Genomic DNA, 14,151 nt, shown 5'->3' on the forward strand with positions numbered 1-14,151 from the left:
GCCGAGCCGAGACACACTCGGCCGCAACCGGTCTGCGTCACGTGGGGAGTAGCGGCGACCTCAGCGGTCGCGCATCTCCCGCAACAGGTCAATCACCGGGCGTTCCTTCGCGCCCGCCGCGTCCTGCAGGACGACAACCGCGACACCGTGCGCCCGGTCCAGGGCGATCGTTCCGGAGAATCCGCCGGTCCCACCGGAGTGCATCGTGTAGTCGACACCGTCCCGTGAGAACACTGCCCACGCATAGCCCCGGCGCAGCGTCGGACCGTCCTGCCAACGAGGCTGCAGCGCAGCCATTCCCGGCGCCTGATCACGCAGCAGCGCCTGGGCGTAGGTGGTCATGTCCGTGATGGTCGACCTCGCGCCGCCGCCGGGAGCGTACGCGCCGATCGCCCACGGATCCTGCGGGCGGCCCCACTCGTCGACACCGACGCTGGCAGTCGCCGGAAGGTCAGCCGCGGTGGCCGGGATCCAGGTGCTGCCCATGCCGAGCGGATCGGTGATCCGGTCACGAACCAGGCTGGCGTAGTCGGTACCGGCCGCGGAGGCCAGCGCCTGTCCCAACAGGGCCATGCCCAGGGTCGAGTACCTGAACGTCCCGCGACCGGTCAGCGGCGCGACCCGTGCCTGCTGGATCAACTGCGCCCGATCGAAGGTGAAGGGGTTGTCGCCGAACAGCTTCCACATCACACCACCGGCCAGCATCTCCGGCGTGATCGCGAACTCGAGCAGGCCCGACCGATGCCCGGCCAGTTCTTCGAGCGTCGCGTCCGCGACCTGCGTGCCCTGCACCGGCAGGAAGTCCCCGAGCCGGGAGTCCGGCCGCACCTCACCGCGGTCGACCGCCACAGCCAGCAGGGCGCCGGTGAAAGTCTTGGTCATCGAACCGATTTCATATTCGCCAGCGTCGTGAGCACCGAGTTGAGCCGACTGCACGCCCGTCGAATCGACGTATGCCACGCTCACCGACCTGCCCGCGGGCGGTGCCAGCAACTGCGCGGCGACCCGCGCCAGCTCGGACTGGCCGTCGGCTCCGCCCACCGGAACCCCTCCCCCGGGCTCACCCGACGGCGGGCCACCGGCCGATCCGCTCGGCAGGGCCAAACCTTCGGATCCGGTCGGCTGCGCCCACGAGTGCGCTCCCCCTCCCACCATCACTGCAAATGCGACCAGGACGGTCGTCAATCCCCTCGACAGCGCGCGCACTCGTTCCCCCAGTTCCACGTTCGGCCAGATGCAAAATCCCGCGCAACTTACCCGGGCGTCAGTTACTGCTGCTACTGCTGCCACTGCTGTTCGACGGCATCCTGGCGCGAAGCCAGTCGACGAGGTCCGTCGCGCTACGGGTCTGCATCCAGACCCGACCCGGCCCGGTGAACTCGGTGACAATGCCCTCGCCACCGAGAATCATCGACTTCCACCCCCCTGCCTTGCGGATGCGGTACTGGACGTTCTCGTCGAACGCGACGACGTGACCGGAATCGAGCGTCATCGACTCGCCGTCGCTGAGAATCACCGACCGGATGGCGCCGTAGCTGGACAGCAGGATCTCGCCGTTTCCGCTGCAGCGCAACAGAACGAGACCCGCACCGCTGAAGAAGCCCTTGCTGCCACCCCATTTCGAGTCGACGTCGACGGTCGCGTCGGATGCGAGCCAGCAGCCGGACTGAACGAGTAGCGCCGTCGCCTCGTCGATGGTGGTCTCCACCAGGTCACCGGGCAACGCGCCGGCGACGCCCACGACACCACCGTGATCACTGCTGAAGTCGTTGACGAAGAAGCTCGATCCGCCCAGGGATCGGCGGAGGCCCTTCAGGAAGCCGCCCCGAGTCGACGTGGTGATCGAGATGTCTCCTCGCATCATCGCCATCGCCCCGGCCTCGACCCGGACCGATCCACCAGCGGGGACACTGATTTCGGCGAATGCGAACGCGGGCCCACAACTGATTTCTGTCTTCATGACTTCCTCTCGACGACAACAACGACTGGGCGCGGTGTGGTCACCGTACCGGCGACGCAGTCCCCTTGCCGGGCAGCGAGAAGCAGGTCTGGCAGAAGTCCTCACCGAACGACGTCAGATGCACGCTGCGGCGCACGACCTTCGCGGACCGGCCCGCCTTCTTCACGGCCTCGACGATCGCCGGCTGCACCTCCACCACCTGGTAGCGGTCCAGGTCGACGGCGTCGCGGGAGAAGGCGACCAGGCCCAGACGGTGCAGGTTGTGCAGGTAGGCGTGGGTGCGGTCCAGGTGCCGGCACCCGGCCAGTTCCCCGATCATCGACAGGCCCTCGCCGACCATCTCCGAACCGACACCGAACGGCCGGCCCGTGCGAATGTCCACGCTCGGCTGCGGACCGGACGTCGCGAGCAGCCGCAGGACACGCGCCTCGTCGGGTGCCAACTGGTCGAGGATCCGGTCGTACGCCGGGTGCAGGTCGTCGCTGTCACGCACGTCGGCCGACCGCTCGAGCAACTGGTCGCCCCGGGCCCGCAACTCGGCCAGCCCGTCGGCCGTGGTCTTACGCGGCGTGGTGCGGCTCGCCGACCCGACTCGGCTCGGTGTCCGGACCCGACGCTGCGAACGCACAGGCTCCAGGCGCGGCTCCTGGCGCTCGAGCGGCTGCCTGGCGCCCTCCTTCGCGGCCTCGGCGGCCTCGGAAGCGGCCTGGACAATCTGCCGGGTGGCGACGGCGGCGGTGCCGGCCACCCAACCCGTGAGGCGCAGCGACGTGACCGCGGTCGCCGTGGTGAGCCCGATCAGGCTGCGGATCAGTCGTTCCTCGACCGGGACGGACCTCGCCGGCTCGAGGACCTCACCCTCGTGGACCCCGCCGTCCTCGAACTCGCCTTCCTCGAACTCGCCTTCCTCGAACTCGGCGTCCGCGAACCCACCCACCTCGACCTCACCGTCGTGGACATCCAGGACGCCGATCTCGGATCCCTCGGAGCCGGCCCAGGAGTCGGCGTCTACGGCTGCCTCGCGCCCGTCGGACCCGTGGTCGATCCGGAACACGTCCGGTGCGGGGGCGTCGTAGCCGTCGGTGCGGCCGTACTGGTGTTCGCTCGTGCTCATCTCATACTCCGAAGATCGCCAGGTGGAGGAAGCCGGCCAGCGACCCGAGCACGGCACCATGCACGAACAGCAGCCATTCGTCCTGTTTGACCGCCGAACGCAGCAGCTCGCTGAAGTCGTCGGGTGAGAGCTTGTTCATCTGCGCGGTGACGAACACCCGGATCTTCTCCGACTGGGCCGCCGCGAAGTCGGGGTCCGCGTACACCAGCGGCACGAAGTCGAGGACCTCCGTGGCGGCCCGGGAAGGAATCCGCTCGTAGGTCCGTGTCCCCACCGTCATCCGCACCACCGAGCGGGCCCAGCCGACCGCCTGGTCCACCGACTCCCCCAGCACCTGGTCCAGCATCATCCGGGTCCGGTCCGACCGCGGCCCCTCGAGCAGTTCGGTGCCGATGTTCTCCAGGGTGATGACGTGATCCGCCAGGGTCTTGGCGTACCCGCCGATGATCTCGGTGCGGCGCTTGAGGAACAGCCCCTGCCGCCACGGCACCCACCTGTTGGGCTGGATCGGCTCGAAGATCATCATGATGCCGAGGTAGTTGACGATGTAGCCGATGATCACGCCGCCGATCGGCAGCACCCACCAGAACGGCAGGAAGTACAGCACCGCGACCAGCACGAAACCCATCGGGAAGCCGAAGTAGAAACCGAAGTTCTGCATGAACCGCAGTTCCTTGTTTCCCATGGTCCGGAAGATGTCGTTGAGCAGCCGCGGGTTGTTCGACAGGTACCGGATCACCATCAGCTTCGCGTCGATGAAGTAGTCGATGTCCTCTTCGATGCGGGCGGTGATGGTCCGGACGCTGTCCGGCAGGTCCGCCTCCACCTTCCGGAAGACGGCCTCCTTCACCGGGCTCGGCAGGTTGTGCCACAGCTGCGGGTTCTCACTGGCCATGATCCTGGTGACCACCCCCCGCACCTCGGCGCGGGAGATGGTCACCAGATGCTCGGCGATCGTGTCGGGATCCAGGACCCGGTAGAAGTCGGCAATGCTGCCGACCTTCGCCAGCGACTTGTCCACCGCGATCGAGGCCATCTTCTCGGCCCGCGAGGGCACGATGCCCTGCCAACCGAAGCGGCCGTCGCTGGTGATCGCCGGGATCACCTGGACGCGACGCGGCAGCAGCGGGAACAACAGCTTGAGACCCGGTACGCGGAAACCGTGGAACCGTACCGGCGCGAACAGCATCAGGACGCCGGTCCAGTTCGTGATGTAGCCGATGATGCCGGTGAACAGCGGAATCGTGATCAGCTGCTCCAGCAGGTGGTCCGGCACCGGCGTACCTCCTCCTCATCCCCGTCCCGGCATCAGCCCGAGACTGCCGAGGCCACCGCCTCTCTGTTACCGGCGGGCACATGTACCCCTCGGTGGTCGCGTCAGCATAGAGGGCGGCGATCTCGGCGGCGCACTTCGCCGCGATCGGCTTGCGGCGCAGCTTCATGGTGAGGGTCAGTTCGTCGCCGCCGGGTTCCAAGAACGTCGGCAGGATGCGGAACCGCTGATCCGCTCCGAACGGGACAGTTGCGTGTCGCCGGAGAGTTTCGACTCCCGGGACGAACTGCTCATCGCGGCCTGGACCGGGTGGCGCTGGGTGCCCGCGACACCGTGCTCGCGGCGCTGACCACGGCGCCCGAGGACCAGGCCGGGCTGGTGCGGCGTGGTGAAGGCCTTCACCGGCTACATCGCGACGCCGTCAACACCACACTCAATTCGATTGCGATCTTCGGGTCTCTCGCCTCCGTGTCCCAGCACTGGCTGACCGGTAGCTCACGCATCTCACAGCGCCGCATCGTCGAGCACGCCTCGCGGGTGATCGAGGCGCTGATGCACGTGAACTGCTCACCCGCGCCCCGCGCCTGACATCGACCGCACACGAATCCGTTTCACCTTGCACGGAACTCTGTTTCGTCTTGCACTGAAATGCGTTTCGCCCCACCGGTCATGAAACCGATGGGGCGACAACGTGTTTGGTCAGATGTTATGCGGGTGCGGTCAGAGGTACTGGCCGCAAACCGGCCACGCACCCGGCCCCTGGCCGGCAAGGACGTTCTCGGCGACGCGGATCTGCTCGGCCTTCGAGGCGTTGTGCGCCGAACCCGATCCGCCGTAGGCGGCCCAGGTGCTCGGCGTGAACTGCAGGCCGCCGGAGAATCCGTTGCCGTTGTTGATGCCCCAGTTGCCGCTGCTCTCGCACTGCGCCACTGCATCCCAGTCGTGCCCGCTTGCGCTGGCGGTTCCGGTGGCGAGTCCCATCGGGACGGCGACCAGGGCGCCGGTCACGGCGACCCATCCGAGGGCCTTCTTGGACTTGGTGGCGACGTGGGCGTGAATGCGGTTCGTGATCATGCTGAGTGAGTCCTCTCGCAAATTGACGCAGTCGGCTAGGGCAGCGGCGGGCCCGTTCGGGCTCCGCACTGCTCCGTGTCGCACTGACTTCGTCCCCGCCCCTCGCGTTGTTTCAGGGGACCGAATCCGCGGGGCAGGAGTGTGAATGGCGGTTCGGTTGTGGCCCTGACTTCCGGGCCGACACCAACAGTACGACCGCATTTTGAGTCTGAAAAGAGACCTGCCGGAGGGGGTCATAACGGACCGATGTCCATATTTTGGGAATCGTACACCGTAAACCCGCAGGTCAGACGCCCCCGAGACCTTTCGCGTATCGGACTGTTATCGTTACGTTATAGTGAGCCGGATCACATGAAATTCGGACATGAATGTGGCCTCCCGCACTTGCCTTACGCGGCACGAAAGGCCCGGACAGCGGCGGTGGGGACTGCACCAGGAGGCCTCACCGCCGCCGCCGGAACCGTCAGGACGGCACGTCGAAGGACCAGACCTTCGGCCAGTCCATGCCACGGAAGGCCGCGTCGGTCCCGCCGTCGACGAAGAGCACCGATCCGACGAAGTAGGTGGACTCGGGCCCGAGCAGGAAGGCCACCACCGCGGCCACCTCCTCCGGCCGACCGGCACGCCCGGCCGGAATGGTCGCCAGGAACTGCTCCATGCCGGGGCCGATCAACGCGTCGCGTCGCCCCTCCTGGGTCATCGGGGTGTCGATCAGGCCCGGCGCGATGGCGTTCAGCCGGATTCCCTGCGCGATGTACTCGGCGGACTTGGTCCGGGCGTAGTAGGCCAGCGCGGCCTTCGTGGCCGGGTAAGCCTGGATCGCACCGAGGTCGCCGTAGGTGTCCGCGACCTCGTTGGCGGCCGCCTCGTCGCCGGCCAGGCACGCGTCGGCCAGTTCGGTCGGCCAGTTCGGCTGGCTGGTGGCGGAGTTGGAGCTGACCAGCACCACCGAGGGGTTCTCCCCCGCGGCCAGCAGCGGGCGCAGCCCCTCGAGCAGTTCGATGGCCCCGAAGTAGTTGACGGCGATCAGTGCGCTCGCGGGGCGGCCGGTGGCGGCCGCCAGCCCGGCAAACGGCACGAAGCCGTCGATCCGGCCGTCGACCAGGCCGGTGACCTGCTCGATCGCCGACCGGCGGCCCTCGGCGGTACTCAGGTCGGCATTGGCGTCGGTGCCTCGGAGGTCGACGCCGACCACCCGGTGTCCGTCGGCCTCGAGCCGGGCCTTGGTCGCCGCACCGAGCCCGGACGTTGCCCCGGTGAGCACGTAGGTCGCCATGATGTTCCCTTCGCCGCAGTCGAGATCGGCGCGGCGAGACGCCGCGCCGTTCGAGGGGCCCGACCCTGACATGGCCGCACCCGACTGCCGAAGGTATCGACCCACACGCGGCATCGTGCGGACTTGCCGGTTCTTCCCGCTGAGCGGTCACCGAAGTCCGGACCGCATCACCGAGCGACGGAGGTCGTGCGGGGGCCTCGGCAGGCTCAGTGCACGTCGAGTCGCTCGAAGGCGACCAGCGCGCCCCCGAGGAACACCGCGGCCATTCCGACGAGCACCGCCGCCCAGGCCGGCGGGAGTCCGGCGTCGAGCTGCCCGTCCCCGATCGCGTAGAAGAACGGCGAGAGGAACCGCCACGGCTTCAACCAGTCCACCACCGGCGCAAGCGAGTTGACCAGGTAGGCGGCCGCCGCGACCGCCGACGTGATCCCCAGCGCTGCACCGCGGCTGCCCGTCGCGGCGCCGACAGCCATAGCGAGTGCACCGAAGGCGATGCCCAGCAACAGAATTCCCACGGTGGTACCGATCAGCGGCCCGACGCCGACGTCCAGCTCGAAGCCGCGGCCGGCCAGCACACACAGCCCGGTGAGCACGGCCACCGGGACCGCCAACAGCGCCATGGCACCGAACTTCTGGGTCGCGATCCGGCGCCGCGAGATCGGCAGCGCTGCGACCGGCCCCAGCGTGCCGTCCTCGTCCTGACCGGCCAGGCACGCGGCCCCGTAACCGACCGTGAGCAGCAGCACGATCAGCGGCAGGAAGTTGCTGTACATGTTCGCGTTGAGCCACCCGGACGGTGAGGTCAGCGAGCCGCTCACCCCGAACAGCGCGGCCACCGTCTCGCTGTTCGCGGTGAAGGCGTCGAGCCCGGAGTCGTTCTTGAAGGCGGGGTACAACGCGACCACGGCAAAGGCGTACACGGCCATCCCGAGGGCGAAGCCGATCATCGAGCGCCTGCGCAGCAACAGGTCCAGCCGCAACACCTCAGTCCACATCGGAGACCTCCGCGGTCGGGACGTCGCGGTAGTAGCTCAGGAAGAGCTCGTCGAGATCAGCCCGCCGGGCGGTGACGTCGACGGCGCCGAGGTCGGCCGCGACCGCGAGCAGCGGCGCGACCGCACCGGTCACCGACAGGCGGACCTGACCGTCGATGCACTCCCGCACCCGCACCCCGTCGAGGCCGGCGAACCTCGCCGGGTCGACCGGACCGTCGAAGCGGAACTCGACGGTGCGCGGCGCGCTTCGGCGCAGGCTCTCGACGGTGTCGGTGACGACTATCCGCCCCTCCTTGATGATCGCGAGCCGGTCCACGAGCCGCTGCACCTCGTCGAGTTCGTGCGAGGACAGCAGCACGGTGCGGCCGTCCTCGACGGTCTCGCGGACCAGCCGGGCGAACTCGTCCTGCAGCAACGGGTCGAGCCCGCCGGTCGGTTCGTCCAGGATGAGCAACTCGGGCCGGTGCATGAAGGCGAGCACCAGGCCCAGCTTCTGCCGGTTGCCCTTGGAGAGGGTGTGCACCGGCCGGTCCAGTTCCGCGCGGAACCTCGACACGAGGCGGTCGGCGTAGCTCCGGTCGGTGAGCCCGCGCATCCGGGCGAACCGGTCCAGGTACTGGGCGCCGGTCAGCCGCGGGTACAGCGCCAGTTCACCGGGCAGGTAGCCGACGCGCGCACGGATTCGCGTCCCCTCGCGCAGCGGGTCCATGCCGAAGACGCGCATCGCGCCGGAGGTCGGACGGTACAGGCCGAGCAGCAGCCGGATGGTGGTGGACTTGCCGGCACCGTTGGGGCCGAGGAACCCGAACACCTCGCCCGCCGCGATCTCGAAACTCACATCCTCGATCCCCCGCCGGGCACCGAATCGGCGGGTCAGACGGTCGACGCCGACCAGCGGCGTCGCGGCTGCGGCCACCTCAGGAAGTCTAGAACCTAGGTGACCGCGGCCGCGGCGGTTGCGCCCGGATCGGGTCAGGCCGAGGCGAAGCTCCCGCCCTCGTCGGCCAGACGCACGAGCAGCGGTGCCGGCTCCCAGGACGGTCCGTGGAAGCGCTGCAATGCGGCCAGCACCGCGGCGGCGCCCACCTGGTCGGCGTAGAACATCGGGCCGCCGACGTGCCGGGGGAAGCCGTAGCCGGCCAGGTACACCACGTCGATGTCCGAGGAACGCAACGCGATGCCCTCATCGAGGATCCGGGCGCCCTCGTCCACCAGCGCATAGACCAGTCGCTCGACGATCTCCGACGGGTCGAAGTCCTGCCGCTCGGTGCCGTGCTCGAGGTGGAACGCCGCCAGCTGCTCCTCGACGACCGGGCTGACGATCGCGTCCCGGCGGCCGGCCTCGTAGTCGTACCACCCGCCCCCGGTCTTCTGGCCGAACCGGCCGAGTTCGCAGAGCGCGTCGGCGATCTCGTCGCGGGGAGCGTCGGGGGTCTCCGAGTAGCGGCGCTTGCGGATCGCCCAGCCGATGTCCAGCCCGGCCAGGTCGCCCATCCGGAACGGCCCCATCGCGAACCCGAATCCCTCGATCGCGGAATCGATCTGCGCGGGCGTCGCGCCCGCGTGCAGCATCGCCATGGCCGCGTCCTGGTACTTCGCGAGCATCCGGTTGCCGATGAAGCCGTCGCACACCCCGGACACCACCGCGGTCTTGCCCATCCGCTGCCCGATCGACATCGCGGTGGCCAGCACGTCGTCGGCGGTCTCCTTGCCGCGCACCACCTCCAGCAGCGGCATCACGTTGGCGGGACTGAAGAAGTGCATGCCGAGCACGTCGGCCGGCCGGGAGGTGATGGCGGCGATCGCGTCGACATCCAGGGTGGAGGTGTTCGACGCCAGGATCGCACCCGGTGCGAGCACCTCGTCGAGTCGGCCGAACACCACCCGCTTGACGTCCATGTCCTCGAACACGGCCTCGATCACCAGGTCACATCCGGCGAGGTCCTGGTACTCCAGCGTCGGCGCGAGCAGGCCCATCCGCTCCTCGAGTGCCGCTGCGGTGAGCTTGCCCTTGTCCACCTGCGCCTGGTAGTTGCGACGGATGACGCCGACGCCGCGCTCGAGCGGCTCGCTCTTCATCTCCAACAGCCTCACCGGGATAGCCGCGTTGAGGAAGTTCATGGCGATGCCGCCGCCCATCGTGCCCGCGCCGATCACGCCGACCGTCTCCACGGACCGGGTCCCGGTCTCCCGGGAAATGCCCGGGATCTTCCTCGCGGCCCGCTCCGCGAAGAACGCATGCCGCATCGCCGCGGACTGGCTGCCCGAGAGCAGTTCTGCGAAGGTGGCGGACTCGGCAGCCTTGCCCTCGGCGAACTCGGCGGTGACCGCCGTCTCCACCAGGTCCAATGCGGCCACCGGGGCAAGGAACCCACGACCGCGCTTGCGGAGCTGATCCCGAACGGCGTCGAAGTCGGGTGCCGCACCGGCGGCGGCCAGGTCCCTGACCCGCGGCAGCGGCCGCACCGATGCCACCTCCTGGGCGAATTCCACTGCGGCAGCGACCACCTCGTGCTCGACGACCTTGTCGAACAGTCGTTGCCCCGCCACCTCCGCGAGCCGGCCCGCGACGCGGGGTGCGCCGCCGGTGATCATGTCGATCGCGGTCGCGACGTCGACCACCCGGGGCAGTCGCTGCGTGCCGCCTGCGCCGGGCACCAGGCCCAGCTTCACCTCGGGAAGGCCGATCTTGCTGTGGGCCGTGACCACTCGGTAGTGCGCGCCGAGCGCGAGCTCGAGGCCTCCGCCGAAGCAGGTGCCGTCGATCGCCGCGACCACCGGCTTGTCCGCATCCTCCAGCGCGTAGATCACCTCGGAGAGAGTCGGTTCCGCCGTCGCCGCGCGCGTGCCGAACTCGGTGATGTCGGCGCCGGCCGAGAAGAATCCGCCACCGCCCGTCAGCACGACGGCCGCGACGTCGGGGGCGGCGAGGGCGCGGCGCAGGTCCGTCACGATGCCGACGCGGGTGTCGTGCCCGAGGCCGTTGACCGGAGGATTGTCGAGTCGGATGAGGGCGACGCCGTCGGTGACGCTGTACTGGGTAGCCATCTGTCGGACCTTCTCTCGCTGTGGTTTCGTTCGTGGTGGAGGGACCTCGGTCAGGGGGTGAACACGAGCCTGCCGACGGTGGTCCCGTCGCCCAGCCTCCCGAGCCCCTCCGGCACCTCCGCGAGCGAGAGTCGCTCGCCGATCAGCGGCTTGATCGAGCCCGCATCCGCCAGCCTGGTCAGCTCGACGTGGCAGTCGTCGATGGCCTGCTGGTTGTACGCCTTGTACAGACCCCAGTGCAGTCCGATGATCGAGTAGTTCTTGATCAGTGCGTGGTTGAGCCCCGGCGTCGGGATGGTGCCGCCGGCGAAGCCGATCACCAGGATCCGGCCCTCGAAGGCAATGCACTTGGTGGACTTCGCGTAGGCGTCGCCGCCGACCGGGTCGAACACCACGTCGGCGCCTCGACCGCCGGTGAACTCCTTGACGATCGGCACGAAATCCTCTGTGTGCCGGTCGATCACCAGGTCCGCTCCGAGTGCCCGGCAGTACTCCGCCTTCTCCGGCCCGCCGACCACGCCGATCACCCTGGCGCCGGCCGCCTTCCCGAGCTGCACGGCCGCGCTGCCCACACCGCCGGCGGCGGCGTGCACCAAAAGCGTCTCGCCCGGCAGCAGCTGGGTGCGCCGGTGCAGCGCGAACCAACCCGTCTGATAGCCGATGGTCAGGGCCGAGGCCTCGGCGTCGTCCAGCATGGCGGGCGCGGGAAACGTGTTGACCTCGTCCATCACGGCCAGCTCCGCGAAGCTGCCACCGGGCAGGTTCGCGGTGCCGACCACCCGGTCCCCCACCGCGAACGTGGTGACGCCCTCGCCGAGGGCCACCACCTCACCGCACAGTTCGACACCGGGGGTGAAGGGCAGCGGCGGCTTGACCTGGTACTCCCCCCGGCAGAGCAGCACGTCGGGGAAGTTGGCGGGCACCGCGAGCATCCGGACCAGGAGCTGGCCCGCACCTGCCGTGAGGTCGTCGACCTCCTCGAACCGCAGGACGTCGCGGGGTTCACCGAGTTCGTTGACGCGCCATGCCTTCACAGTGTTCTCCTGAGTGTCGTGGGTGTGGTTCCGGACGGAGCGCGGCGTCGCCGCGCTCCGTTTCAGATGCCGGCCTCGTCGGCCACTTCGCGGGCCTTGCGCACCAGCGCGTCGATTCGTTCGACGGTCGGCGTCCCGGACGCCGCCCTGTTGGCCGGCGTGTCCATGGCCCGCCGCATCACGCCCTCGGCGATCACCGCGACCTTCCACAGCCCCAGCGCGTGCCAGAACTTCAGTGCGGCCGGGTCACGTCCGGTCGCGGCCAGGTAGGTCTGGGCCATCTCGGCCCGGGTGGGGAAGCCCTCGAGCTCCGACGCGGGGAAGTCGCCCCCGGTGTCCTCGCCCGGTTCGGGCCAGTACGCGAGCAGGCTGCCCATGTCCGCCAACGGATCTCCGAGTGTCGACAGCTCCCAGTCCAGGGCGGCGGTCACCTCGCCGGTCTCGTGGGAGGTGATGACGTTGCGCAGGTGGAAGTCGCCGTGCACCAGGGTCAGCTCGCTCTGCGCGGGGACCGCGGCGATCAGCCGCCGCGTCAGGTCGTCCAGGTCGGGTGACTCCCGTGTCTTCGACTGCTCCCACTGGGCACCCCACCGCTTGAGCTGACGCTGCGCGTACGGCTTGTGGCTGGCGAGGTCGTCCAGCCCGACCGCCCGAATGTCGACGGCGTGGATCGTCGCGAGCGTCCGCGCCAGGGACAGCGCGATGTCCCGACGCCGTTGCGGCGACAGTGATTCCGCGATGTCCATGGTGTCGACCACCTGACCGTCGACGAACTCCATCAGCAGCAGCGGCACCTCGGTGACCGAGGGGTCGTCGGTCAGCCCGAACACCCGCGGCGCCGGCACGGCGGTGTCCCCGAGCGCGGACAGGATCCGCGCCTCCCGGGCGACGTCGTGCGCCGAGGCCAGCAGGTGCCCCAGCGGCGGCCGGCGCAGCACCCAGCGGCGGCCGTCGGCGTCGCCGACCAGGTAGGTCAGGTTGGACTGGCCGAGCCCGATCCGGTCGAAGCTCAGTGGTGCGGCGAACTCCACCCCGAGCGAGCGGACCCACCGCGTCACTGCCGCCGGGTCCAGGCCGACGACTTCCTGGGTGTCAGGCATGGCTGCCCTGCCCGGGCGCCACGGCGACGCGGTCGCGGTACTTGCGCAGTTCCTGCCTGGCGATCGTGCGCTTGTGCACCTCGTCCGGACCGTCCGCCAGCCGCAGCGTCCGCAGGTGCGCCCACGCCATCGCCAACGGGAAGTCGTCCGTCACTCCGGCGCCGCCGTGCACCTGGATGGCCCGGTCGACGATCTTGAGCGCGATGTTCGGCGCCGCCACCTTGATCGCGGCGATCTCGGTGCGTGCCTCCTTGTTCCCGACGGTGTCCATCAGGTGAGCGGCCTTGAACGTGAGCAGCCGGATCATCTCGATCTCGATGCGCGCCTCGGCAATCCAGTCCTGGATGTTCGCGTTCTCCGAGACCGGCCGACCGAAGGTGACCCGGGACTGGGCCCGCACGCACATCAGCTCCAGCGCCCGCTCGGCCATCCCGATCGCTCGCATGCAGTGGTGGATGCGCCCGGGGCCGAGCCGGGCCTGGCTGATCGCGAAGCCCTCCCCCTCGCCCTTGAGCACGTCCTTGACGGGAACACGCACGTCGGTGAAGTCGATCTCGGCGTGGCCCTCGCGGTCCTGGTATCCGAAGACCGGCAGCCCCCGCATCACGGTGACGCCGGGCGCGTCGATCGGCACGACCATCATCGACTGCTGTCGGTGCGGGGCGGCGGTGGGATCGGTCTTGCCCATCACGATCATCACCTTGCAGTTCTTGTGCAAGGCGTTGGAGGCGAACCACTTACGGCCGTTGAGGACGTACTCGTCGCCGTCGCGCTGCATCCGCAGCTCGATGTTCGTCGCGTCCGAGCTCGCGACCCGCGGCTCGGTCATCGCGAACGCCGACGCCATGGTGCCGTCTAGCAGCGGCTTGAGGTACTTCTCGTGGTGCTCCTCGGTTCCGAAGAGTTGGAGCACCTCCATGTTGCCGGTGTCGGGGGCATTGCAGTTGCACGCCTCGGAGGCGAGGTGGCTGCGACCCATGATCTCCGCGAGGGGCGCGTACTCGAGGTTGGTCAGGCCCGGTCCCACACCGGGGTGCGGGTGGAAGAGATTCCACAGTCCGCGCCTCTTGGCCTCCGCCTTGAGTTCCTCGAGAACCGGCGGCTGGAAGTGCGGGTCACCGGACTCACGCATCTGCCGCTCGTAGACCGCCTCCGCCGGATAGACGTGCGTGTCCATGAAGTCGAGCAGGTCGATCCGGTACTTCTCTGCACGGTCGGAAATGTCGAACATGGACATCTGAACTCCTTTGGATGGAAGGAAAATTCGGTCGGGTGGC

The 14,151-nt window shown here is 69.0% G+C and carries 12 protein-coding genes and 1 pseudogene; 1 reads left to right on the forward strand and 12 read right to left on the reverse strand.

All coding sequences use genetic code 11. The features are described from left to right. Positions 1–60 precede the first annotated feature (60 nt). The 4 genes from AC1DWC_RS19625 to AC1DWC_RS19640 form a co-directional block, all read right to left on the reverse strand. Positions 61–1,041 (reverse strand): serine hydrolase domain-containing protein, encoded by a 981-nt coding sequence (locus tag AC1DWC_RS19625; RefSeq protein WP_477910706.1) that lies wholly within the window; start codon positions 1,039–1,041, stop codon positions 61–63. Between the two features lie 223 nt (positions 1,042–1,264). After that, complete coding sequence (locus AC1DWC_RS19630) at positions 1,265–1,960, reverse strand: TIGR00266 family protein (protein ID WP_477910708.1); 696 nt, start codon at positions 1,958–1,960, stop codon at positions 1,265–1,267. Between the two features lie 40 nt (positions 1,961–2,000). Beyond that, a complete protein-coding gene (locus AC1DWC_RS19635) occupies positions 2,001–3,074 on the reverse strand; it encodes an Abi-alpha family protein (protein ID WP_477910710.1) in 1,074 nt (357 codons plus the stop codon). A gap of 1 nt (position 3,075) precedes the next feature. After that, a complete protein-coding gene (locus AC1DWC_RS19640) occupies positions 3,076–4,350 on the reverse strand; it encodes a hypothetical protein (RefSeq protein ID WP_477910712.1) in 1,275 nt (424 codons plus the stop codon). A 306-nt stretch (positions 4,351–4,656) separates the two neighbouring features. Here AC1DWC_RS19640 and AC1DWC_RS19645 point away from each other — a divergent pair, with 306 nt between their 5' ends. After that, positions 4,657–4,935 carry a hypothetical protein gene (locus AC1DWC_RS19645; protein ID WP_477910802.1) on the forward strand — a complete coding sequence of 93 codons (279 nt, stop codon included), beginning with the start codon at positions 4,657–4,659 and terminating at the stop codon, positions 4,933–4,935. A 135-nt stretch (positions 4,936–5,070) separates the two neighbouring features. On the opposite strand, the pseudogene AC1DWC_RS19650 reads toward AC1DWC_RS19645, so the two are convergent. From AC1DWC_RS19650 to AC1DWC_RS19685, 8 genes and pseudogenes are all read right to left on the reverse strand, one after another. Beyond that, a pseudogene (locus AC1DWC_RS19650) lies at positions 5,071–5,421 on the reverse strand (transglycosylase family protein); the annotation flags it as partial. Positions 5,422–5,884: 463 nt separating this feature from the next. Further along, positions 5,885–6,697 (reverse strand): SDR family oxidoreductase, encoded by an 813-nt coding sequence (locus AC1DWC_RS19655; protein ID WP_477910714.1) that lies wholly within the window; start codon positions 6,695–6,697, stop codon positions 5,885–5,887. Positions 6,698–6,903: 206 nt separating this feature from the next. Beyond that, a complete protein-coding gene (locus AC1DWC_RS19660) occupies positions 6,904–7,692 on the reverse strand; it encodes an ABC transporter permease subunit (RefSeq protein ID WP_477910716.1) in 789 nt (262 codons plus the stop codon). Then, positions 7,682–8,608: an ABC transporter ATP-binding protein gene (locus AC1DWC_RS19665; RefSeq protein ID WP_477910718.1), complete on the reverse strand. Its 927-nt coding sequence runs from the start codon at positions 8,606–8,608 to the stop codon at positions 7,682–7,684. Before AC1DWC_RS19665 ends, AC1DWC_RS19660 begins: the two co-directional genes overlap by 11 nt. 56 nt (positions 8,609–8,664) lie before the next feature. After that, on the reverse strand, positions 8,665–10,740 hold the full coding sequence (locus AC1DWC_RS19670; RefSeq protein WP_477910720.1) for a 3-hydroxyacyl-CoA dehydrogenase NAD-binding domain-containing protein: 2,076 nt from the start codon (positions 10,738–10,740) through the stop codon (positions 8,665–8,667). Between the two features lie 50 nt (positions 10,741–10,790). Continuing rightward, positions 10,791–11,774: an NADPH:quinone oxidoreductase family protein gene (locus AC1DWC_RS19675; protein ID WP_477910722.1), complete on the reverse strand. Its 984-nt coding sequence runs from the start codon at positions 11,772–11,774 to the stop codon at positions 10,791–10,793. 62 nt (positions 11,775–11,836) lie between these two features. Then, positions 11,837–12,874, reverse strand: a complete 1,038-nt coding sequence (locus tag AC1DWC_RS19680) for a phosphotransferase family protein (RefSeq protein ID WP_477910724.1) — start codon at positions 12,872–12,874, stop codon at positions 11,837–11,839. Further along, positions 12,867–14,111, reverse strand: a complete 1,245-nt coding sequence (locus tag AC1DWC_RS19685) for an acyl-CoA dehydrogenase family protein (protein WP_477910726.1) — start codon at positions 14,109–14,111, stop codon at positions 12,867–12,869. Before AC1DWC_RS19685 ends, AC1DWC_RS19680 begins: the two co-directional genes overlap by 8 nt. Positions 14,112–14,151 lie beyond the last annotated feature (40 nt).

Source organism: Rhodococcus sp. P4_C10 (assembly GCF_056402135.1).